The organism is Mycobacterium gordonae (genome assembly GCF_017086405.1).
GTDB lineage: Bacteria > Actinomycetota > Actinomycetes > Mycobacteriales > Mycobacteriaceae > Mycobacterium > Mycobacterium gordonae_D.
The window spans coordinates 3,341,161-3,363,803 of the sequence record NZ_CP070973.1 but is presented as its reverse complement, the minus strand read 5'-3'; the positions used below and the strand labels follow the sequence as shown (position 1 = coordinate 3,363,803).

The following is a 22,643-nucleotide window of genomic DNA, read 5'->3' as shown; positions in this document are numbered from 1 at the left end:
CAGGCTGATTCCAGCCGCTGGCACCCGAGCGGCCATCAGGTAGTTTGCGGAGGGTCATGGACAACCGCTTCTTCCCGCTGGTCGTGGTGGCGATCATGCTCGCCTTGGGCCTCACCCTCACGGTGGCCGACTTTCAGCGGGCGACCACGTTGCGCCGCCCGCTGCTGGCGGCGCTGTTGTGCCAATCCGTCCTGCTGCCGCTGCTTTGTCTGCTGGTCGCCGAAGCCCTTGATCTCCAGCCGAACCTGGCGGTCGGGCTGATGTTGATGGCGGCCACGCCGGGCGGGCTGTTGGCCAATGTCCTCAGCCATCTTGCGGGCGGGGACCTGGCCCTCAACCTCACGCTCACCGCGGTCAACGCCGTGCTGTCGATCTTCGCGATACCGGCGATCCTGGCGTTGTCGATGACCTGGTTCCTGGGTGACGGGCGCTTTATCCCGCTGCAGTTCGACAAGTTCTTCGGGGTGTTCGCGGTGGTGCTGATTCCCACCGCTGCCGGCGTGGCCGTCCGGCACAGTTTCCCCGATCTGGCCCAGCGACTGCACAAGCCGGTCCGGATCGCCGCGGCGGTGCTGCTGGTCGTCGCCCTGGCCGCGGGAATCGCCGGCGGCAGGACGACCCTGATGAATAACTTCGGGGTGCTCAGTGCGGCCGTCGTGATCTTCTGCACGATCAGTCTCACGGTCGGGTACCTCGCCCCCCGCTGGATGCGCCTGGCCCCACGCCAGGCCGTCGCGGTGAGCCTGGAGATCGGTTTGCACAACGCCGTGGTGGCCATCGGCATCGCGCTGAGCCCGCAATTGCTCGACAACGCCGAAATGGCCACACCAGCAGCGGTGTACGGCGTGCTCGCGCCGGTGGTCGCACTGACGTTCCTGTTCCTGGTGCGACGGCTGGATCCCGGCTATCGAGCTGCCGCGCGGCGGCAGACCTAGTCACTGGCGCCCGGGGCCGGCGCTCTCGGGCTGCGCCGGTAGGCGGACACTTCCGGCCGGCCGGCCAGCCACAGCCGCCACGGCCTGTCTGCGGCCTGGCTGACTCCTACCCGCGGACCTGCGGTCGCCGTCAACGGTGCCCCGAGTTGCAGCGTCACCGGACCCCGCGCGTCGAACACATCAATTCCGTTGTCGTCCATGGTGATTCCGAGTGCCGCGCACAGGTTTCCCGGCCCGCGGGCCAGTGCGCTGCCGCGGACCGCCGCCCCGCGCCGGGCCCGGGCCACGTCGGTGCCATCCTCGATCACGCACGCCCGTAACAGCACCGCGGCGGCGGTGCCGTCCGGTCCGCATGCCACGTTGGCGCAGACATGGATCCCGTGGCTGCGGTAGGTGTAGAGGCGCCCGGGCGGGCCGAACATGACGGCGTTGCGTTCGCGCAAACCGCGGTAGGAATGCGCCGCGGCGTCTGGCCAGGGCCCGTCGGGGACTCCGCCGTAGGCCTCGACCTCGACGACCAACGCCGTAACACCCCTGGCGCTCAATCGTGCTCCGAGTAGCCGGCGCGCGGCCGCGACCGGATCCACCATCAGTTCGCTGGCACTCACCGAACCGATTCTGCCCGGCTCTTGACAACCGTCGGGCGCGGGGCAAATATTCATCACATGATGACTTCATCATCTGATGAATTAGCTGGCACGGCCATCAATATCGAGCATCTGCGGGTCACCCGCGGTAAACGACTTGCGCTGCAGGACGTCTCGGTCCACATCCGAAGGGGCAGCATCACCGGGCTGCTCGGCCCGTCCGGCTGCGGCAAGACAACCCTGATGCGCAGCATCGTCGGGACGCAGATCGTGACCTCGGGAGCAGTCACCGTCCTCGGCCGCCCTGCAGGGTCCGCCGCATTGCGCCGGAGGGTCGGCTATGTACCGCAGGACCCGACCATCTACCACGACCTGCGGGTGGTCGACAACGTCAAATATTTCGCCACGTTGTACGGACACGACGCGCAGGCCGCCGACGACGCCATCGATCGGGTGGGCCTGACCGATCACCGGACGGCCTATTGCAGCAATCTGTCCGGGGGCCAGCGCATCCGCGTGTCCCTGGCCTGCGCACTGGTCTGCGGGCCCGAGTTGCTGATCCTCGACGAACCCACCGTGGGACTGGATCCCGTTCTGCGAGTAGACCTTTGGGCCCAATTCAGAGACCTGGCGAAGAGCGGTACCACGCTGCTCGTGTCCAGTCACGTGATGGACGAAGCCGACCATTGCGGCGACCTGCTGCTGATGCGGGAAGGGCGTCTGGTCGCTCACACCACCCCTGACCAACTACGAGAGGACACGTCATGCACGTCACTGGAGGAAGCGTTTCTGTCCATCATCCGGCGCAGCACCGAGCTCCGAGCCGGATAGGGATCAAGGGCTACACGGCCACCACCGTGCGGATTCTGCGACAACTGGTCGCCGACCACCGCAGCGTGGCCATGATTCTGGTGGTGCCGATCGTGGTTATCACGTTGATGTATTTCATGTTTCAAAACGTCCCGCATCGTCCGGGGATGCCGACACCGTTCAACAACACCTGCCTGGTCCTGCTGGGCCTGTTCCCGTTGTTCGTCATGTTCATCATCACGTCGATCACCATGCAGCGTGAGCGCTCCTCGGGGACATTGGAACGCATCCTCACCACCCCACTGCGCCGGCTCGATCTGCTGCTGGCCTACGGCACCGCATTCTCGATTGCCGCTGCCGCCCAGGCCGTGGTGGCGTGTGTGGTGTCGTTCTGGTTTCTGGGCTTCCACACCGAAGGTAGCCCGGTGTGGGTGTTCGCCATCGCGGTCATCAACGCGATTCTGGGTGTGGGCCTTGGATTGTTGTTCAGCGCCTTCGCCCGCACCGAGTTTCAGGCGGTGCAGTTCATTCCGCTGGTGATGGTTCCGCAATTGCTGCTGGCCGGGGTGATCGTGCCGCGCAACGCCATGCCCGACTGGCTGCACTGGATCAGCAACGCGATGCCGGCCAGCTATGCCCTCGAGGCACTGCAGCAGGTGGGTGCGCATGCCGGACTGACGGCTACTACCGTGCGTGACATGGTGATCGTGCTGAGCTTCGCCCTCGCATCCTTGTGCCTGGCCGCGGCGACACTGCGGCGCAGGACCCCCTAGCGTGGCCGGCCGGCGTCCGGGACGGCCGGCGGGCAACTCCGACACCCGAGAACGCATCCTGACAAGTGCGCGAGAATTGTTTGCGATCAACGGCATCGACCGGACATCGATCCGCGCAGTGGCAAGACAAGCCGGTGTGGACGCCGCCCTGGTACACCACTACTTCGGTACCAAGGAGCAACTGTTCGCCGCGGCCATTCACCTTCCGATCGACCCCATGCAGGTGATCCGGCCGCTGCTGGAAGCGCCCGTGGAGGACCTGGGCGTCATGCTGCCGTCGCTGTTGCTGCCGCTGTGGGACTCCGAACTGGGGGCGGGATTGATCGCCACGCTGCGCTCGCTCATCTCGGGCGACGATGTGGGGCTGGCGCGTTCGTTTCTGCAGGAGATCGTCGGCGGCGCCGTGGGATCACGCGTCGACGATCCGCCGGGAACGGGCAAGCTGCGCACCCAGTTCGTCGCTTCGCAACTGATGGGCGTGGTGATGGCGCGCTACGTCATCAAGGTCGAACCGTTCGCGTCGCTGCCCACCGAGCAAGTCGTGCAGACCATCGCGCCGAACCTGCAGCGCTATCTCACCGGGGATCTACCGCTGGGCCTCACGCCGTGAGCCGCGCGTGCTCCTCGTCGTCGACGTCGCGGGCCTCGTCCACCAGCAGCACCGGGATGCCGTCGTCGATGCGGTAGGCGCGGTGGAGCCTGGGGTTGTACAGCTCCCGGCCGTCGTTCACCAGCAGCAGCGGGCCGCGGTCGGCCGGGCACACCAGGATGCTCAGCAGGGTGTCATCAAGCATCGGCATTGACTTGCTTTCCGCTGAGCTCGGCACGGGCCGCCGGGGTCAGCTTGCGAAACACGTGGGTGGCGGCGTCGAAGTACCACGCCTGACGCCCAGACTTCGGGATTCCGGCCGCCCGCAGGGCACTCACCGTGGGCCGGAAGGTTGCGCTGAGCGTCATCTTAGGCACCACGTGCACGATATCGGGTCCAAGCCCGACGGGCATGCTCTCCACCGCCTCGGTCAGATCGGCCGCCGTGATCGTCGCCCCGGGCCGCAGCGTCACGGCGGAAACCGCCAATTCCCGGCCACCTGCGGCGACCCCGTAGGTCACCGCCAAATCGACGCCGTTGATCAGTCCCAGCGCGTCGACGACGGGCTCGGCGTACACCATGCCTCGTACCGTGCGAATCACCGCGCCGCGCCGGCCGGCCAACCAGAAGTCGCCGTCTTCGTCGCGGCGGAACAGGTACTCGGTGGAGATCCAGGTGTCGGCGGGAGCGAAGACACCACGTTTGACCGATGCGGTCGGGTCGATCGGGCCGCGCGACTGAGCGAGCAGGACACCGATCTGATTGGTGGCGGCCACCTGAACGAAGCCGTCGTCGTTCTCCAGGATCAGGTCGTTCTCGGGGTCGTAGGCTCCGAGTTCCACCCGTCCGGCACCGGGCAACGGACGGCCCTTGCTGCCGACCTTGGCACCCGACACGTTGGCCAGCACGGCCTGGCCGTCGGTGGTGGCGAAGAACTCCACGACGTGCGCCGGCGCGAATGCATCGACGACCCGTTCCCACAGTCCGGTCGGCATACCCGAACCGATGAACAGCCGGACCGGATGATTACCGTGCAATCCGAACTCCGGGTCGTCGACCACGTCACGCAGCATGGCCCATGTGTAGGACACCACCGTGACGCCGTACTGGCGGATCTCGGCGACGAAGCGATCCGGGCGCAAGCTGCGCGACAGCGCGATGCGGGTTCCGCCGACCACCGCCCCACCGAGGCTCACCAGCAGTGCCGACTCGTGGTGCAGCGGCGTGAGGCAGTACACGGTGTCCTTGCGGTCCAACGCGGCCGTCGACGCGGTGCCGAACGCCGACAGAGCCCAGCGGAAATTGGTGATCTGCTTGGCCACCAGTTCCCCGCCGGCCGCACTGAACGCGATGAACGCCAGGTCGCGCGCGAATCCGGGGTTGGCTCGGTACCAGGCGGGCAATTGCACCGCGTCGGGGTCGATCTGTTCCATGTCGATGACGTCCGCGTCGTCCGGCAGATGCAGATCACGCGACTCGCCGCCGCCCAGCACCAGTATCTGACCCGGAAGTTGGCGCGCCGCTTCCAGATTGGTGGGGTCGGTCAGGATCTCGCTGACCCCTCCGAGCCGGACCTGCGCGGCCAGGTCGACGTCCTCGCGCATCAGCACGGCCACGCCACCCAGCCGGGACAGCGCGGCGATCGCGACCAGTGCGCTGGGACGGGTCGCCATCAGAATGCCCACCCGGTCGCCCTGGCGCACCCCGACCTCGATCAGGCCGCGGACCACGTTGTTGATGCGCTTGTTGACCGCCTCGTAGGTGTGCACGCGGCCGTCGAACAGCAGGAACTCCCCCTGCGGGGCGTCACGGGCCTGCTCGTCGATGATGCGGCCCAACGAGATTCGGGTGTGGTCGTTGAGCTGTCCCAGCCGCGCCAGCCGCGGCAGGGTACGTACGGTCTCGACGGCCAGGGTGCGCATGGAGCGGTTGGCCGCGACGACGGCGTCTGCCGCGCCGCGGGCCAGCGCGAGCGCCGCCTCGGAGACCTCGCCGAGGCCGTGGGCGATGCGGGAGCTAAACGCCACCCCGCTGTCGTTGTGTTCCTCAGACTGCTCGACCATCAGGCTGATGCTGGCCGGCTTGTCGCCTTCGCTGGAGATCCACCGCACCCATTCGGCAACGGTGGGCCAGCTCTGCAACGCGGCCCGGGATCCCACCACCAAACCGAAATGCCCTGTCCGAATAAGACATTCGTAGACTTCGGTGTTGGGCGCAGCCCGCCGGATGCCGCGCACCGAGGCGGGCTGGCCGATGTCGTCGACCTCACCGACGAAGGCCAGAATCGGACAGGTGATGTCGGTCAGCGTCACCATCTGACCGTTGATCGCGAAACCACCCGTCATCATCCGGTTGTGCGCGATGAACTGCTTGAGCAGCTCCGAGATGGCCGGGCCGGACCAGGCGATCCAGCCCTCCCGCTCGAGGAATCTGCGCTGCTGTTCCCGTGGCAGCAACGCCTCGCGGTCGTGTAGCTGACGCACGAAGTCGATCCGGGCCTGAGCCGTCTTGATCGGGTCCATCATCTGAAAACCGGTGCGGGCCATCCAGCTTGGGATATTGAGCCGGTTGAACACGTGGTCGGCCATGAAGTCGGCGACGCCGGGGGCGATATTCGCCGGGATACCCATGGGTAGTGCGGCCAGGGTGTCGACCGGGGATCCGAAGGCAACGATGCTGGCCAGGTTTCTCGATCGCCGATACGCCGCGACCTGGTAGCACCACATGCCGCCCTGGGAGTACCCGACCAGGTGCACGTCTTGGCCGGCGGCGTCTTTGACGGTGTCGATGGCCTGATCCAGCGCGACGATGTGGTCGGCCAGGGTGCGCTGCATCCCACCTTCGACCTTGTCCGGGGAACCGAAGTCGATGACCCACGGGTCCAGCCCGCTGGCGTGCAAGATGCCGACCGCGCCGTCCTCCCTGGTGACATCCCACATGTCGGCGGACATCATCATCGGGTGCACCATAAGCACCGGCGGGCCCACCGGCGGCTGGCCGGGCCGGTTGTCCGGCGGGAAGTATCGTCGCAGCTTGTACATCGGCACGCTCTCGACGACCTGGGACGGCGACGGGACGCTGCCCGTCTCCAGCCCGCCCAGGCGGAGCACCTCCAGACCGTTCTGAGCGGTGGCTACCAGCCGCTCGACCGGTCGCGTGACCATCGACAAATTGAGATCCACCACTGCTCCTCAATGCTCCTGACGTCGGCCTTGACCAGCGAGGACATCATGGCACATCGACCGAGAGGTGTGGTCTGGGTCACGGTGTTTGCCGGCGGGCGCCCCTGGTCGCCCGACCTGGCCATATTGAGTCGCCAAGCGTGACAGCGGGTTTGACGATCGCGGAAACGTCGACGCGTGTGCTCGATTACCCCGCGTCCTGGTCGGCTTCCCACATCCCCGGCAGCAGTGGTACGCGCGGCCCGATCCCGAACTCGTCCTTGGCCAGCGTTCTGAGGCCCGCGGCCGCAGCAGATTGCACCTGCGACGCAGTTCCGGTGAAGCCCATTCTCGTCGCGCCCTTTCCCGACGCGGACACCTCTGGCTCCGGATCCATGTACTCCATGTACTCGTAGCCCCGACCCGGCTGCCTGAGCTTGGCCCGCCGTCGCTTCGGCGCGCCAGTCGGTTCCTGGGGCGCCGCCGCAGCTGTGGGCGCCTCGGCGCCGCCGGGTTCCGGCGCCTTCCTGCGAGCACCCGAGCCCGCCGCCTCGCGGGACACCGACCACAGGTCACCCACCACATAGCCGAAGCTCTCCATGCCGGCTCCCAAACCCAGACCCACTCCGGTACTGGCGAAAGTCGGTGGCGCCGCGGTCGGTGGGGTCGCCCCGGGCGTCGGAGCCGACCCGGTCACCTCGGCCGGGGCCGGCGAGTACGTGGGGGCCGGCACCGTCGGAGCCAGGGCCGCCAGCGGCGGGGTGACCGGCGGCGCCGTGGGCGGCGCGGCCGGGGTAGCGGCCAGGGCGACCAGCCCCTTGACGCCGATCGGCGCCAGCACCGCGCCTGCCGCCAACGGCGCCAATGGAGCGGTCAGCAACGGCACCACTACCGCCAACAGCACGACGGTCTGTTCGAGCAGCGTCTTCAGCAGAGCGATGGTGTCGGTGATGACGGTGCCGATGATTTCGACGGTGACGAACAGGATGGTGAACCCGATGGTCGTGGGATTGCCCGAGGCGAACGCCGCGGTGAGATCCAGCGCAACGAACGAGAACATCTGCGACAGCAACAGGATGTAGGTACCGATATCCATCGGATAGCCGAGGGCGAACGCGACATTGAACGGACTCAGGTAACTGAGCGGGTTTCCGAGAATGACCAGATACGGATCGAATCCGCCGAACAGCGCATGGAAGAAAGGAACGTTGGACAGCGCGTCGATCAGCGGCTGGATGTAACGGTCGTAGAAGTCTATGTATCCGATGTCGGTAAGCCACTGATAGAAGTCGTTCTGCCGGTCGGGCGGAAGATCGTCGGCGGCGGCCAGGGCGCCGGTGGTAACGATCTCAGGCGCCGCCGCGGGCGGGGTCGCGGTGTACACCGCGGCCGCGGCCACGTCCTGATAGGTGCTCATCGTGGTCGCGGCCTGGATCCACATCCGCACGTAGTCGGCCTCGTTCAGCGCAATCGGAATCGTATTGATGCCAAAGAAATTCGTCGTGATCAAGGCGGCGTGGGCGGCATGGTTGGCGGCCAGCTCCGCCAGCGTGGGCATTGCGGCCAGCGCGGCGGTCCAGGCAGTGGCCGCGGTCTCCTGCCGGGCAGCCTGCGCGGCGCTGTCAGCCGACGCCTGATGCAGCCATGCCAGAGACGGCAGATGGGCGGCCGCGTATGCCTGGGCGGTCGGGCCGGTCCAGTCACCGGCCGCTACGGCCGCCAGCACCGCGGCCAGATCCTGGGCCGTTTCCGCATAGCTGGCGCTCAGCGAACTCCAGGCCGCCGCCCCGGCCAAGAGCGGGCCAGCGCCGGGGCCGCTACTGAGCAGCGCCGAGTGCACCTCCGGCGGTGCGGCCATCCAGATCGGGGCGGTCATTGCACGACCACCCGGCCGAAGACGGAAAATGTTGTCAGCGTTGAAAAATCACACAAAAGAAGCCGAGTAGACATCGGACGACGATCGCTCTCTCGGGGTACACCGCCCCGGGTCGCAGGACGCGATGACGCGAGTATCCTGGCTCTCGGATCAACGCTCGCCTCGCCTTCCAGCTATTCGCCGTGGCGTATGAGGGTCGCTCCCCGATTACAGTGGCGGGACCGCGCCGGTTTCACACCGGCTTCCTGCATCGTCATTGCCTAACCGGTGCATTGTCGCATCCCCACGGCCGCGTCGGTAGCGGACCAGGCGGCCGGTAGCCTCAGTCCAGTGGCACATCTGCTCGGAGCCGAGGCCGTCCACCTGGCGTATCCGACCCAGGTGATCTTCGAATCGGTCACCCTCGGCGTCAACGACGGCGCGCGCATCGGCATCGTCGGCCGCAACGGCGACGGCAAGTCCAGCCTGCTGGGCCTGCTCACTGGCGAGCTGCAGCCGGACTCCGGGCGGGTCACCCAGCGCAGCGGTCTGCGGGTCAGCGCGCTGGCCCAGGCGGACAGCCTGGATCCCGACCACACCGTCGGCTGGTCGCTGGTCGGCGACCAACCCGAGCACCAGTGGGCCGGCGACGGCAAAGTGCGTGACGTCGTCGCCGGGCTGGTATCTGATATCGACTGGGATGCAACGGTTTCCACGCTCAGCGGGGGTCAGCGCCGACGGGTGCAGCTGGCCCAGTTGCTCATCGGCGAGTGGGACGTGATCGCCCTCGACGAACCCACCAACCACCTCGACATCGAGGGCATCACCTGGCTGGCGGGACACCTGAAGCAGCGCTGGGCGCGCAATAGCGGCGGGCTGCTGGTCGTCACCCACGACCGGTGGTTTCTGGACGAGGTCGCGACCGCGACCTGGGAAGTGCACGACGGCATCGTCGAGCCGTTCGAAGGCGGCTACGCCGCCTACGTGCTACAGCGGGTCGAGCGCGACCGGCAGGCTGCCGCGTCGGAAGCCAAACGACAGAACCTGATGCGCAAGGAGCTGGCCTGGTTGCGTCGCGGCGCCCCCGCGCGCACCTCCAAGCCCAAGTTCCGCATCGAGGCAGCCAACCAGTTGATCGCCGACGTGCCGCCGCTGCGCAACACCGTCGAGCTGGCCAAGCTCGCAACGGCCCGGTTGGGCAAGGACGTCATCGACCTGCTCGACGTCTCGGTCTGCTACAACGGCCGCCAAGTGCTGCGCGACGTGGAGTGGCGGATCGCGCCGGGAGAACGCACCGGGATCGTCGGGGCCAACGGCGCGGGCAAGTCCACCCTGCTGGGTCTGATCGCCGGTACCGTCCAGCCCGACACCGGACGGGTGAAGCGCGGCAAGACCGTCCGCCTGGCGGTCCTGGATCAGCAGGGTGACGAGCTGACCGCGCTGGCCGGCGAGCGCATCGCCGACGTGCTCGGCCGGTTGCAGAGCGGCTACGAGGTCGAGGGCCGCGAGATGACGCCGACGCAGTTGCTGGAGCGGCTGGGCTTCGGCCGCGGACAGCTCTCGGCGCGCGTCGGGGAACTGTCCGGCGGTCAGCGCCGCCGGCTGCAGCTGATGCTCACGCTGCTGTCGCAGCCGAATGTGCTGCTGCTCGACGAGCCGACCAACGACGTCGACACCGACATGCTGACCGCCACCGAGGACCTGCTGGACTCCTGGGCCGGCACCCTGATCGTCGTTTCGCACGACCGTTACCTGCTCGAGCGCGTTACCGATCAGCAGTACGCGATCGTGGACCGACGATTGCGGCACCTGCCCGGTGGCATCGACGAATACCTGGCGCTGGCCAATCGATCGTCGGCCAGTTCCGGGCCCTCGGCACCCAAACCGCAATCGCAGCAAGCGATGTCGGGGGCACAGCGGCGCGCCGCCGAGAAGGAGCTGGCCTCCGTCGACCGCCAGCTGGCCCGGCTCACCGACCGGATCGAAGCCAAGCACACCGAACTCGCCCAGCACGACCAGTCCGACCACTTCGGTATCACCCGATTGACGAAGCAATTGCGCGAACTCGAGGATGAGGTCGCCGCCGCCGAGGCGCAATGGTTGGAGTTGTCGGAGGTCCTGGAATGAAGCCGGTGTCCTATCCGCCCGGTGAGGCGTTGCTGGCGGCGTACCGGCGCCGAGGCCCGATGGTCAACGCCGGGATCGGACGACGCGGTTTCGTCTATCTGCTCGGGCCGGAGGCGAACAGGTTCGTGTTCGCCAACGCCGATGCGTTCAGCTGGCGGGAGACCTTCGAGGATCTGGTGCCCATCGATGGCCCGACCGCGTTGATCGTCAGCGACGGCGAAGACCACCGCCGCCGGCGCAGCGTGGTGGCCCCGGGATTGCGGCACCGCCAGATTCAGGACTACATCCAGACGATGGTGGACACGGTCGACAGCATGATCGACGGCTGGCGTCCGGGTCAACGGCTGGACATATACCAGGAGTTCCGCTCGGCGGTGCGGCGCAGCACGGCGGAAAGCCTGTTCGGCTCGCGCATGGCCGCCCATTCGGATCTTTTGGGCGAGCAGATGCAGCCGCTGCTCGATCTGACCCATCACCTGCCTCAGGTGACAAGACTGCAGCAGCTGGTCAACTCCCCCGGCTGGCGACGAGCGATGGCGGCCCGTTCGCGCCTCGACGCGTTCATGGACGCCGAGATCGCCGACGCCCGGGCCCACCCACGGCCGGACGACCGCATGCTGACCACGCTGCTGCACGGGCGGTCTGATGAAGGGCAGACGTTACAGGACAACGAGATTCGCGATCAGATCGTCTCGCTCATCGCCGCCGGCTATGAAACCACCAGTGCCGCACTCGCCTGGGCGACCCATACGCTGCTCACCTGGCCGGGCGCCTGGGATACCGCCGCCGCCGAGGTGAGCCGGGTGCTGGGCGGTGCAGCGCCCACCGCAACGGACCTTACCGCACTGACCTACCTCAACGGCGTTGTGCACGAAACACTTCGCCTGTACCCGCCGGGAGTCATCTCAGCCCGTCGGGTGATGCGCGAGCTGCAGTTCGACGGCCGCCGGATCCCGACCGGCCGGATGATCATCTTCAGCGCCTACGTCACCCACCGAATCCCCGAGTTATGGCCCCAGCCAACCGAATTCCGTCCGCAACGATGGGACCCGGCCGCACCCGGATACGACAAGCCCGCGCCGCACGAGTACATCCCGTTCAGCGGCGGTCTGCACCGGTGCATCGGCTCGGTGATGGCCATCACCGAGATGACGGTGATGCTGGCCCGGCTGGTCGCCAGAACCGACCTACGGCTGCCGGCTCAGCGCATCCGGGCCGCGAACTTCGCCGCACTCAGTCCCCGGCCCGGCCTGACGGTGGACGTCCTCGAGTCAGTGCCAGCGCAGTAGCACCAGTTCGGCGCAGAACCCGGGTCCCATCGCCAGCATCAAACCGGGACTTCCGCTGGGCGGCCGCTTCTCGATGGTGTCGCGCAGGATGTGCAGCACCGAGGCCGAGGACAAGTTGCCGATCTCGCCGAGAGACCGCCAGGTCAGCTCGAGCGCTTCCGGCGCCAGCGCCAGGGAGTTGGTGATCGCATCGATCACCTTGGGGCCACCCGGATGACTGACCCAGGTGCCGATGTCGTCGCGGGTCAGGTCGTGCAGGGCGAGGAACCCATCGACGTCGGCCGGCAGGTGCGCTTCGATCAGGTCGGTCAGGTCCGGGGAAAGCCGCAGTTGCAGGCCGTGGGAGCCGACGTCCCAGCCCATGATGTCCAGGGATTTGGGGTACAGCCGGCTGCGTGAATCGATGATGGTGGGGCCGCTGGCCCGCATCTGTTCGGCGCGACGGTCACCGACCGCGACCACCGCCGCGGCGCCGTCACCGAACAACGCCGTTCCGATCAACCCGGAGACGGTCGGTTCGACTGCGGGGTAGGTCAGCGAGCACAACTCGACCGCGATCAGCACCGCGACGCCGTCGGGGGCACCGCGCAGGTAGTCATGCAGGCGGGCCACACCGGCCGCTCCGGCCACACAACCGAGGCCGAACAGCGGCATCCGGCGAACGTCAGGGCGCAGTCCGAGCCGTCCGGCGATCCGGGCGTCCAGCGACGGAACCGCGACACCGGTGACCGTGGTGGTGGCGATCATGTCGATGTCCTGCGGCTGCAGCCCCGCCTCGTCCAGCGCGCCCATCAGCGCCTCAATGCCGAGATCAACCGCCTTGTCGAGGAAGATCTCGTTGGCATCGCCGAAGTCGTTCAGCGAGGGATAGCGCTCCAGTGGCAGCACGAAGTGGCGGTTGTTCACCTTGGCCGACTTGTGCAGGCGCCGAACTATCTCTTCGTGCTCCTTCAGCCCAGGGAACTCGACGAACAGATCGGTGATCTCATTTTGGCTGTATCGGTGTGGTGGCACCGCACCGAAAACCCCGGCGATGACGCTCATTGACCTTGCCTCATTCCGTTGCTCGTCGGATAGCCCACCCCGAAAGACTCATTAAAAACTGGAGTTTAGTGCGCTTTTCGCAACCCCGCAAAGACGGGGATATTCAACACCTGTCTTATTCGTGTGAGAAATATTTGTGCCCAGCACCCGTTGTCAGCCATTATCATCGTCGCGTTCGAGCGTCATCGCGATAAGCGCGTCCGGGGTCAGCGAGTCGATAATCTCGTCCCTGTCGATGCCGCTTGACATGGTGTTTTCCGACTGACCAGCCAACAACAGCAGTTTGTCGAGTAATCCGGTTCGGCGCAGCTCGCTGATTGGAATCCGGTTGAGTAACGATCGAATCCCGTCCTCCTGGGATTCGGCGCGGGAGGTACCCGACAGTTGTTCCGCCAGATGACCGGCCAGGGCGATTGGAGTGGGATAGTCGAAAATCAGGGTGCGCGATAGCGGTAATCCCGCCAGAGCGCCCTCCGTTTTCAGTCGATTACGCAGTTCAACACCGCTCATCGAGGTGAAGCCGAGATCCTGGAACGCCCGCCCGGCTTCGATGTCACCCTGGCCGGTGTGCCCCAGCACGACGGCGGCATGGTGGCACACCAGCGCGACGAGTCGGCGACGCCGATCTAGGGGACCGAGGTCTTGCAGTCGTTCGCCGTCCAGGCTGGCAGCCGGGGTTTCGTCGTGGCTGCCCAGCCAGAACCGTCGGCGCACAAAACCGTAGGTCGGCAGGTCGACGCGGCGCGCTCCCAGCCCGTCGAAGGTTGCGGACCAATCGACGTCCACTCCCCTGGTGAACATCCGCCCTGCCGCGGTAAGCACGGCATCCGGCTCGGCGGCGCCCTCGGTCAAGGTCGGCACCGAGCCATCGTGATCGGCGGTCAAACCGGCGGCCGGGCCCAGTTCGACGAACACTCCGCCGCCCAGTGCCGCTGCGGTGTGCATCCCGGCGGCGAATTGCACGGCTTCGCGCACATGATCGGCCCAATACTGCGCCGACCCATATCCCGTGCCGGCCAGCGCGCCAGTGACGTTGGATATGACGTTGATTCGCGGCTTCGAGGCTTTCAGACCGGCGAGGGCCGTCACGAAGTCTTCGAGCATGGGCTCCATCAGCGCCGAGTGGAACGCGTGCGACACCGCCAGCCGGTGTACCCGCCGGCCCTGGGCCACCAGGCGCTCCGCTACCGCACCGACCGCGGCCTCCGGACCGGACAGCACCACGGAATCCGGCGCGTTCACCGCCGCCAGGCTGACGCGCTCCCCCAGCAACGGGGCCACTTCGGCTTCGCCGACCGCGGCCGCAACCATCACCCCGCCTGCGGGCAGTCCGGCCATCAGCCGGCCACGCAGAGCCACCAGCCGCGCGGCCTGCGAAAGTGGCAGCACCCCGGCCAACTGGGCGGCGGCGATCTCACCGACGGAATGACCCAGCAACACATCGGGTGTCACACCCCAGGAACGCAGCAGCGCGGCCACCGCCAGCTGCACCGCGAATAAGGCCGGCTGCGCGAATTCGGTGTTCTGCAGCAGCGCCTCGTCGCCGCCCCAGATCACCTGCCGCAGCGGCATTCTCAGAAAAGGATCCACCGCATCGACGACCTCGTCGAACGCGGCCGCGAACGCCGCGAACCGGCGGTAGAGCTGCCGGCCCATGCCCAGGTACTGCGAGCCTTGCCCGGGGAACACGAAGACCGTTCTGCCCGGCGCGTCGGTCCTGCCGACCACCACACCCGACCCCGGCGCGCCGGCCGCCAAATCCCGCGCAGCCGCCGACAGCTGCTCCCGGTCGGAGCCGACCAGGACGGCCCGGTACTCGAATCGCGTGCGTGTGGTCGCCAATGACCAACCCACATCGGCGATCCCGCTCTCAGCGTGGCGAGCCAGACGGTCCGCCTGGTTGGCGAGCGCTTGGGCTGAGCGGGCGCTGATCACCCACGGCACGGTCACGTGGTCGACCGGCGCTGCGGTGGCCGGTTCCGGGACGGGAGCTTGTTCGACGATCACGTGCGCATTGGTCCCGCCCATGCCGAACGACGACACCCCGGCGCGGCGTGGCTCGATATCCCACGGCGTCAGAGAGCTGTTGACGCGCAAGCCCAGTGCGGCCAGATCGATGTCGGCGCCGATGAAGTTGAGACTTGCTGGCATAGCGCCGTTCGCTATTGAAAGCACCGTCTTGATCAGGCCCGCGACACCGGCCGCCGCACCGGTGTGACCGATGTTCGTCTTGACCGATCCGATCGCCAGCGGCTGAACCCCGCCGAAAACGGCGCCGAGAGCCTCGGCCTCCACCGGGTCGCCTACTTCGGTTCCTGTTCCATGGGCTTCCACGTAGCCGATGTCGGCGCGATCCAGACCAGCGCCAGCCAGGGCGCGCCGAGTGACGTCTGCCTGGGCGGCGGCCGACGGCACGGTGAGTCCGGCGCTCGTGCACCCGGCATTGCCGACGGCGCTGCCGGAAATGACGGCGTGGATTCGGTTGCCATCCCGCACCGCCGCGCTGAGTGGCTTCAGCAGGACCAGACCGGCCCCCTCGCCGCGGACATAACCGTCGGCTCGCCGGTCAAACGCGTAGGTGTGTCCGGAAGGCGACAGTGCTCCGAACTCCATTTCCAGCGAGGCGGTTTCGGGCGTCAGGTTGAGATGGACACCACCGGCGACCGCCATGGCGAACGCACCCACCCGCAGGCCCGCACAAGCTTGGTGAATCGCAACCAGCGACGAGGACTGACCGGAATCGACGGTCATACTCGGACCACGCAGGCCGAAAACGTATGAGATCCGGTTGGCAATCATTCCCCGGCTGAGGCCGGCGAACGCGTGGTGGTCCACCTGATGTCCGGACAGCGTCAGCAATGTGTAGTCGTCATTCATGGCTCCGAGGTAGACGGCGATCTGCTCACCGCGCAGCGCATCCGGCACCAGAGACGCGTCTTCGAACAGCTCCCACGTCAGCTCCAGAGCCAGTCGTTGCCGCGGGTCCATCGCACGCGCCTCGCGGGGAGACACGTTGAAGAAATCGGCGTCGAAATCGGCGACCGCCGCAAGCGGTTCGGTAACCTCACGTCCTTCGCGCAGCAGCTCCCAGAATTCGCGCGGGCCCGCGGCCCCGGGGAATCGGCACGCCAGACCGATGATGGCGATGTCCGTCGGTTGCACGGCGGCCCTACGGGGTGAAGTCGTCGTCGAGGAGGGCCTGCAGCCCACTCTTGGCGGTGGTCGTGTCGTCCCCGGCGGTGTCGGTCAGCTCGGCGATGAGCCCGCGCAGCCGGGTGGTGATCTGAGTCCGCTCTTCGGCGGTCCACTCGGGCTGGTGGACCAGGGTGTCGAGTTCGTCGCTGATGTCGTTGAAGCGGGCCAACAGGTTCGGTTGCTCGCTGGGAGGTGGCGCACTGGTGGCCAGTTGTCCCGCAAGATACGCGGCCAGTGCGGCCGGGGTCGGGTAGTCGAAAATGAGGGTGGGCGAGAGCGTGAGGCCGGTCGCGGCCTTGAGGCGGTTGCGTAACTCCACAGCGGTCAGCGAGTCGAATCCGAGTTCCTGGAAGGCCTTCTGGCCGTCGATCTCGACGGCACTACTATGCCCTAAAACCGTTGCCGCACTTGTCGATATCAACTCCGTCAGCGCGCGCTGACGTTGTTCGGGCGGTAGCGTGTGCAGGCGCTCCACGATGCCGCCGGCCGCGGCGGAGGTGTCGGCGGAATCGACCACTCGACGGGTCGGGCGGGTGACCAGGTCATGCCACAACGGCGGCAGCTCAGCCTCGCTGGTCAGCGCGGCGGTGTTCAGTCGGGCGCCGACAGCCACCGGCTGGTCGGCCAGCAGGACGGCATCGAGCAGCGCGAGCGCCTGCTCGGTGGGTAGGGGCGACAAGCCGACCTGCCTCATCCGGGCAAGGTCCCGTTCACCGAGGTGGCGGGTCAGCGCGCTCGACTCTTCCCACAAGCCCCAGGCGATCGAATTCGCTGGCAGGCCTTGTGCGCGACGATAGCCGGCCAGGCCGTCCAGGAAGGCGTTGGCTGCGGCGTAGTTGCCCTGACCCGGACTGCCCACAATGCCGGCGAGCGACGAGAACGTCACGAAAGCAGCGAGATTCGCATCGCGGGTGAGGTCATGCAGATTCCACGCACCGTCCACTTTGACGCGCAAGACCGCGTCGAGCCGCTCGGGCGTCAGCGAGGTGATGACGGTGTCATCGGTGACACCGGCTGCATGGAACACTCCCTTGACGGGCAAGTGGTCCGGGATCTGCTTGAGCATTGCGGCCACCGCGGCCCGGTCGGTGATGTCGCACTCTGCGACCGTCACCTGCGCCCCGGCCTGTTGCAGACCGGCCACCAGTTCACCGGCACCGTCGGCCCGCAGGCCGGACCGGCTCACCAGCACCACGTGCGCAACTCCGTAGCGGTCCACCAGATGGCGGGCCACCGCCGCGCCGGCCATACCGGTACCGCCGCTGATCACGACGGAGGCGCCGGTCAGCGGCGACTGCGCTCCGGCAGGACCGTTCGGCACGGTCAGCACCACCTTGCCGATGTGGCGGGCCTGGCTGACGAATCGGTACGCCTGCCGCACGCGTCGCACATCGAAAGCCGTGATGGGCAACGGTTTCAGCGAGCCGTTGCCCATCAAGCCCAAGACTTCGGCATACATGGACGCCATCAAATCCGGTCCGGCCTCGAACAGATCGAATGCCTGGTAGCGAACCCCGCGGTGCTGTTCGGCGACGGTTTGCGCGTCGCGTACATCGGTCTTGCCCATCTCGAGGAAACGCCCGCCGGCGGCGGTCAGCCGCAACGACGCGTCCAGGAACTCGCCGGCCAGCGAGTTGAGCACCACGTCCATCCCCGCGCCGCGCGTGACCGCCCGGAACTTGTCCTCGAACTCCAGCGTCCGGGAATCACCGATGTGTTCATCGTCGAAACCCATGGCCCGCAACGCATCCCATTTGCCACGGCTGGCCGTGGCGAAAACGTCACACCCCCAGTGTCGCGCCAACTGGATCGCAGCCATGCCCACCCCTCCGGCGCCGGCATGGATCAGCACCCGCTCCCCGGCCCGGAGTCGACCCAGCACCGACAGGCCGTACAGCGCCGTCAGGAACACCACCGGCACGCTGGCGGCGGTGGCCAACGACCAACCCGCCGGCACCGCGGTCACTATCCGCTGATCCACGACCGCTTCGGAAGCCGCCGCACCCAATTGGCCCATGACGGCGTCGCCGACCGTCAATTCGGTCACGCCGGCGCCGACCTCAACCACCACCCCGGCACCTTCGACGCCCAGGTCCCCGGACCCGGGATACATGCCCAGTGCGAGCATCACATCGCGGAAATTGACGCCTACCGCCCCGACGGCCACCCGGACCTGCCCAGGGCCCAATTCCGGCCGCTCGCAACGCCGGGCGGCCAGCTCCTCCAACGTGCCGCCGGGGCCGGCGGCCAACCGCCACATGCCTTCCGGCAGCTCCAGCACCGACGACGACGCGCGCACCAGTCGGGCGCCGTAAACCGTGCCCGACCGCACCACTAGTTGTGGCTCCCGATGCCGCAGCGCCTCCTCGACCGAGAGCGAATCATCGGAATCGATCAACACGATCCGCCCCGGATGCTCGGCCTGAGCGGAGCGCACCAGGCCCCACACCGCCGCGCCCGCCAAATCCGACACCGCCTCGTTGACCGGCGCTACCGCGCCGCGCGTCACGACGGCCAGCACCCCGTCAGAGCCGAGATGATCCCGCAGTACCCGCACCGCCTCGTGGACGGCACCGGACACCGCCTCGGGCAGCTGGGCATCGGAACGCAGCGCCCAGATCGCCTTCACTCCAACGGGATCCGCACCGTCGTGCTGCAACGACTTCCACACCACTTCGAGTAGTCCGCCGCCCGGTTTCGCGCCCACCGGCGCCGCAGCCAGCAACGCCTGCTCGGAAACCTCCCGGACCACCAACTCACGCACGGACAACACCGGCAGACCCGCGGAATCGGCCAGCTCGACCGACACCGAGCCCGCGCCGGTGGGCGCCAGCCGAACTCGCAGCCGTGCCGAACCCGCGGCGTGCAGTGTCACCCCTTGCCAGGAGAACGGCAACGCCAACCGATCGCCCCCCTCAACGAATCCCCAGGGGTGCAATGCCGCATCCAGTACGGCAGGGTGAATTCCGAAGCGCCGCACGTTCACACCTTCGGGCGCGGCCACTTCGGCGTAAACCTCCCGCCCACGCCGCCACACCGCCCGCACACCCTGGAACGCCCGCCCGTAACCGTAGCCGCGCCCGGCCAGCTGCTCGTACACACCCGAAACGTCGACCGGCTTCGCGCCAACCGGAGGCCACGCCGACAAATCCGCCCCGCCGCGGATGCCGCCGGGCCCCAGGACGCCCTCGGCGTGCAACAACCACGAATCACCGCCCGTGGCAGCCGAGTAGACCCAGACGCCGTGTCGTCCGGTGTCGTCCGCGGCCGCAACGACGACCTGCACCGGGACGCCACCGGTGGCCGGTAGCACCAAGGGTGCCAGCAGAGTCAGCTCCTCGATGACCGGGGCGCCGGCCTCGTCGCCGGCCCGCAACACCAGTTCGACGAAACCGGCACCCGGAAAGAGCGGCACCCCGCCGACGACGTGATCGGCCAGCCAGCCCTGAACCGCGGGCGAGAGCGCGCCGCTCAACACCACACCACCGACGTCCGGCCGTTCCACCACGACACCGAGCAGCGGATGGCCGCTTCCGGCTAGACCGACGGTGGCCAACTGGGTCGGCCCCACCCCCAGCTCCGCCAGCCAGAAGTGCTGGCGGTCGAACCCGTAGGTCGGCAAGGCAACTCGTTGAGCTCCCAGACCGGCGAACGCCTCGCACCATTGCACGGCTACGCCGGCGGTGGACAACCGGCCGAGCGCCATCAGCAGCGAGTCGACCTCGGCACGGTCTTTGGCCATCAAGGTGGCCGATACCGGCTCAACGGCAAGCGACCGCTCGACCAACGCCATCAGTCCGCCGCTGGGCCCAACTTCGATGAACACTTTGGCGCCCAACGACTCCGCCAGTCGCACGCTGTCGGCGAAGCGCACGGGTTGACGCACGTGCTCGGCCCAGTAGCCGGCGGAGCCGTAGCCGGGGCCGGCCAGTTGACCGGTCACGTTGGACACCAGGCTGATCCGCGGTTCTGACCCGACCATCCCGGCAAGGGCCGCCGCGAACTCGGTGAGCATGGGTTCCATCAACGCCGAATGGAACGCGTGGGAGACAGCCAGCCGGTGCACGCGCCGGCCACCGGCAGCCAGCGCCTGCACTGTCGCCTCAACGGCTTTCTGCTCACCCGAAATCACCACCGAGTCGGAAGCATTCACTGCTGCGACGGCGGCGCCGGGACGCAGCTCGGCGACCGCCTCCGTCTCCGTAGCCGCCACCGCGACCATGACGCCACCGGCCGGTAGCCCGGCCATCAAGCGGCCGCGGGCCGCGACCAGTCGCGCCGCATCCTCGAGTGAGAACACGCCCGCCACGTGTGCGGCCGCGATCTCACCAACCGAATGTCCGAGCACCAGGTCCGGCAGCACCCCCCAGGACTGCAGCAGTGCCGCCAATGCCACCTCCACGGCGAACAATGCCGGCTGGGCGAACTCCGTGCTTTCCAGCAGCGCCGCGTCGGCGCCCCAGACCACCTGCTGCAACGGCATTCTGAGGTGCCCGTTCATCGCATCGGTCGCCGCGTCGAAGGCCTTGGCGAAAACAGGGAACCGCTCATAGAGCGCACGGCCCATGTCGAGATACTGCGCGCCCTGGCCGGGGAACACGAATACCGTCTGACCCACCGAACGGGTGCGGCCCACGGCGACTTGTCCGGCCGGCTCGCCTGCGGCCACCCCGGCTAGCGCCTCGAGGAATTGCGCGCGGTCGGTGCCCACCACCACGGCACGGTGCTCGAACAGCGACCGTGTGCTCACCAATGACCAGCCCACGTCCAACGGACGCAGGTCGGGATTGGAGCGCATGCACGCCGCCAACCGCTCCGCCTGATTGGCCAGGGCGGCCGGCGACCGTGCCGACAGCACCCAGGGAACAGGACCGGTGTGCGGTTCTACCGCAACGACTTCCGGCGCCGGAGCCTGCTCGAGGATGACATGGGCGTTGGTGCCGCTGATCCCGAACGAAGACACTCCGGCCCGCCGTGGCCGTCCGGGCACCGCCCAGGGCCGCGACGCGGTCAGCAACGACACCGCGCCCGCCGACCAGTCCACGTGCGGGGTCGGCGCATCCACGTGCAGCGTTTTCGGCATCACCCCGTGCTGCATGGCCAGGATCATCTTGATCACGCCGGCCACCCCGGCCGCCGCCGACGAGTGACCGAGATTGGACTTGATCGATCCCAGCCAGAGCGGCTCTTCCCGGTCCTGGCCATAGGTCGCCAAGATCGCCTGCGCCTCAATCGGATCGCCTAACATGGTGCCGGTTCCGTGACCTTCGACCACATCGACGTCGGCTACCCGCAGACGCGCGCTGGCCAACGCTGCCCGGATCACCCGCTGCTGCGACGGTCCGTTCGGCGCGGTCAGGCCGTTGGAGGCGCCGTCCTGATTCACCGCCGACCCGCGCACCACCGCCAGCACCTCGTGACCCAGCCGTTGCGCATCGGCCAGCCGCTCCACCACCAGCACGCCCGCTCCTTCGGCCCACGAGGTGCCGTCTGCCCCGGCCGCATACGCCTTGCAGCGACCGTCGGCGGCCAACGCCCGCTGCCGGCTGAATTCCACGAATCCCCCGGGGGTGGCCATCACCGTCACCCCACCCACCAGCGCCAGATCGCATTCGCCGGAACGCAGCGACTGCGCGGCCAGATGCAGCGCCACCAGTGAGGACGAGCACGCCGTATCCACCGATAACGCCGGGCCCTCCAACCCCAGCACGTAGGCCACCCGACCCGACGCCACACTCAGCGTGGACCCGGTCAGGCCGTAACCTTCCAACTCGCCCTTGACTTCACCGCCGTAGCCGGCGTGGATCACCCCGGCGAATACCCCGGTTGCGGTGCCTCGCAACGTGGCCGGATCGATGCCCGCGCGCTCCAACGCCTCCCACGAGACCTCGAGCAGCACACGCTGCTGCGGATCCATCGCGAGAGCCTCATTGGGTCCGATGCCGAAGAATCCGGCATCGAAGTCACCGGCGTCGCACAGGAAGCTGCCCCGGCGCGTGTAGGTCTTGCCGAGCGCATCCGGATCGGGGTCATACATTCCGTCGATGTCCCAGCCCCGGTCCGCCGGAAAGTCGGACACACCATCGCGACCATCGATCAATAACTGCCACAACGCTTCCGGCGAATCCACACCACCGGGATAGCGGCAACTCATACCCACCACGGCGACCGGCTCGGAGAGCTTGTCCTCCAGCTCGGCCAGGCGACGACGGGTGCGGCGCAGATCGGCGGTGAGGCGCTTCAGGTAGTCAACCTGCTTGGTGGCGTCCACTGATGTT

The 22,643-nt window shown here is 67.6% G+C and carries 12 protein-coding genes, 1 pseudogene and 1 riboswitch; of the genes and pseudogenes, 6 read left to right on the top strand and 7 right to left on the bottom strand.

The annotated features are described in order from the left end of the window. The first annotated feature begins 56 nt into the window (after window positions 1-56). On the top strand, window positions 57-935 hold the full coding sequence (locus JX552_RS14220) for a bile acid:sodium symporter family protein (protein ID WP_205877982.1): 879 nt from the start codon (window positions 57-59) through the stop codon (window positions 933-935). On the opposite strand, the gene JX552_RS14215 is transcribed toward JX552_RS14220, so the two are convergent. After that, entirely contained in the window at window positions 932-1,543 is a 612-nt protein-coding gene (locus tag JX552_RS14215; RefSeq protein WP_205877981.1) for a DNA-3-methyladenine glycosylase, read from the bottom strand. The two genes, JX552_RS14220 and JX552_RS14215, sit on opposite strands and share 4 nt — an antisense overlap. Before the next feature lie 57 nt (window positions 1,544-1,600). On the opposite strand from JX552_RS14215, the gene JX552_RS14210 reads away from it, so the two are divergent. Genes JX552_RS14210 through JX552_RS14200 form a run of 3 tightly spaced genes read left to right on the top strand, consistent with a single transcriptional unit; the run spans window position 1,601 to window position 3,715 of the window. After that, window positions 1,601-2,353 (top strand): ABC transporter ATP-binding protein, encoded by a 753-nt coding sequence (locus JX552_RS14210; protein WP_205877980.1) that lies wholly within the window; start codon window positions 1,601-1,603, stop codon window positions 2,351-2,353. Between the two features lie 2 nt (window positions 2,354-2,355). Beyond that, complete coding sequence (locus JX552_RS14205; protein ID WP_241011139.1) at window positions 2,356-3,105, top strand: ABC transporter permease; 750 nt, start codon at window positions 2,356-2,358, stop codon at window positions 3,103-3,105. 1 nt (window position 3,106) lies between these two features. Then, entirely contained in the window at window positions 3,107-3,715 is a 609-nt protein-coding gene (locus JX552_RS14200) for a TetR/AcrR family transcriptional regulator (protein WP_205877978.1), read from the top strand. Here the strand turns inward: JX552_RS14200 and JX552_RS14195 are convergent. The 3 genes from JX552_RS14195 to JX552_RS14185 form a co-directional block, all read right to left on the bottom strand. Next, complete coding sequence (locus JX552_RS14195; RefSeq protein ID WP_205878439.1) at window positions 3,705-3,899, bottom strand: Trm112 family protein; 195 nt, start codon at window positions 3,897-3,899, stop codon at window positions 3,705-3,707. The genes JX552_RS14200 and JX552_RS14195 overlap by 11 nt on opposite strands. Then, complete coding sequence (locus tag JX552_RS14190) at window positions 3,892-6,879, bottom strand: acyl-CoA synthetase (protein ID WP_205877977.1); 2,988 nt, start codon at window positions 6,877-6,879, stop codon at window positions 3,892-3,894. Before JX552_RS14190 ends, JX552_RS14195 begins: the two co-directional genes overlap by 8 nt. A gap of 184 nt (window positions 6,880-7,063) precedes the next feature. Beyond that, window positions 7,064-8,731: a PPE family protein gene (locus JX552_RS14185; protein WP_205877976.1), complete on the bottom strand. Its 1,668-nt coding sequence runs from the start codon at window positions 8,729-8,731 to the stop codon at window positions 7,064-7,066. Between the two features lie 111 nt (window positions 8,732-8,842). Then, window positions 8,843-9,029: riboswitch (cobalamin riboswitch) on the bottom strand. A gap of 32 nt (window positions 9,030-9,061) precedes the next feature. Between JX552_RS14185 and JX552_RS14180 the strand changes: the two genes are divergently transcribed. Then, a complete protein-coding gene (locus JX552_RS14180) occupies window positions 9,062-10,837 on the top strand; it encodes an ABC-F family ATP-binding cassette domain-containing protein (RefSeq protein ID WP_205877975.1) in 1,776 nt (591 codons plus the stop codon). A 5-nt stretch (window positions 10,838-10,842) separates the two neighbouring features. Then, the gene (locus JX552_RS14175) at window positions 10,843-12,126 is read left to right on the top strand and encodes a cytochrome P450 (protein WP_205878438.1); all 1,284 of its coding nucleotides are present in this window, start codon (window positions 10,843-10,845) and stop codon (window positions 12,124-12,126) included. On the opposite strand, the pseudogene JX552_RS14170 reads toward JX552_RS14175, so the two are convergent. From JX552_RS14170 to JX552_RS14160, 3 genes and pseudogenes are all read right to left on the bottom strand, one after another. Beyond that, a pseudogene (locus JX552_RS14170) lies at window positions 12,109-13,173 on the bottom strand (type III polyketide synthase); the annotation flags it as partial. The gene JX552_RS14175 and the pseudogene JX552_RS14170 sit on opposite strands and share 18 nt — an antisense overlap. 150 nt (window positions 13,174-13,323) lie before the next feature. After that, a complete protein-coding gene (locus JX552_RS14165) occupies window positions 13,324-16,332 on the bottom strand; it encodes a type I polyketide synthase (RefSeq protein ID WP_205877973.1) in 3,009 nt (1,002 codons plus the stop codon). Window positions 16,333-16,339: 7 nt separating this feature from the next. Continuing rightward, entirely contained in the window at window positions 16,340-22,636 is a 6,297-nt protein-coding gene (locus JX552_RS14160; RefSeq protein ID WP_205877972.1) for a type I polyketide synthase, read from the bottom strand. Window positions 22,637-22,643 lie beyond the last annotated feature (7 nt).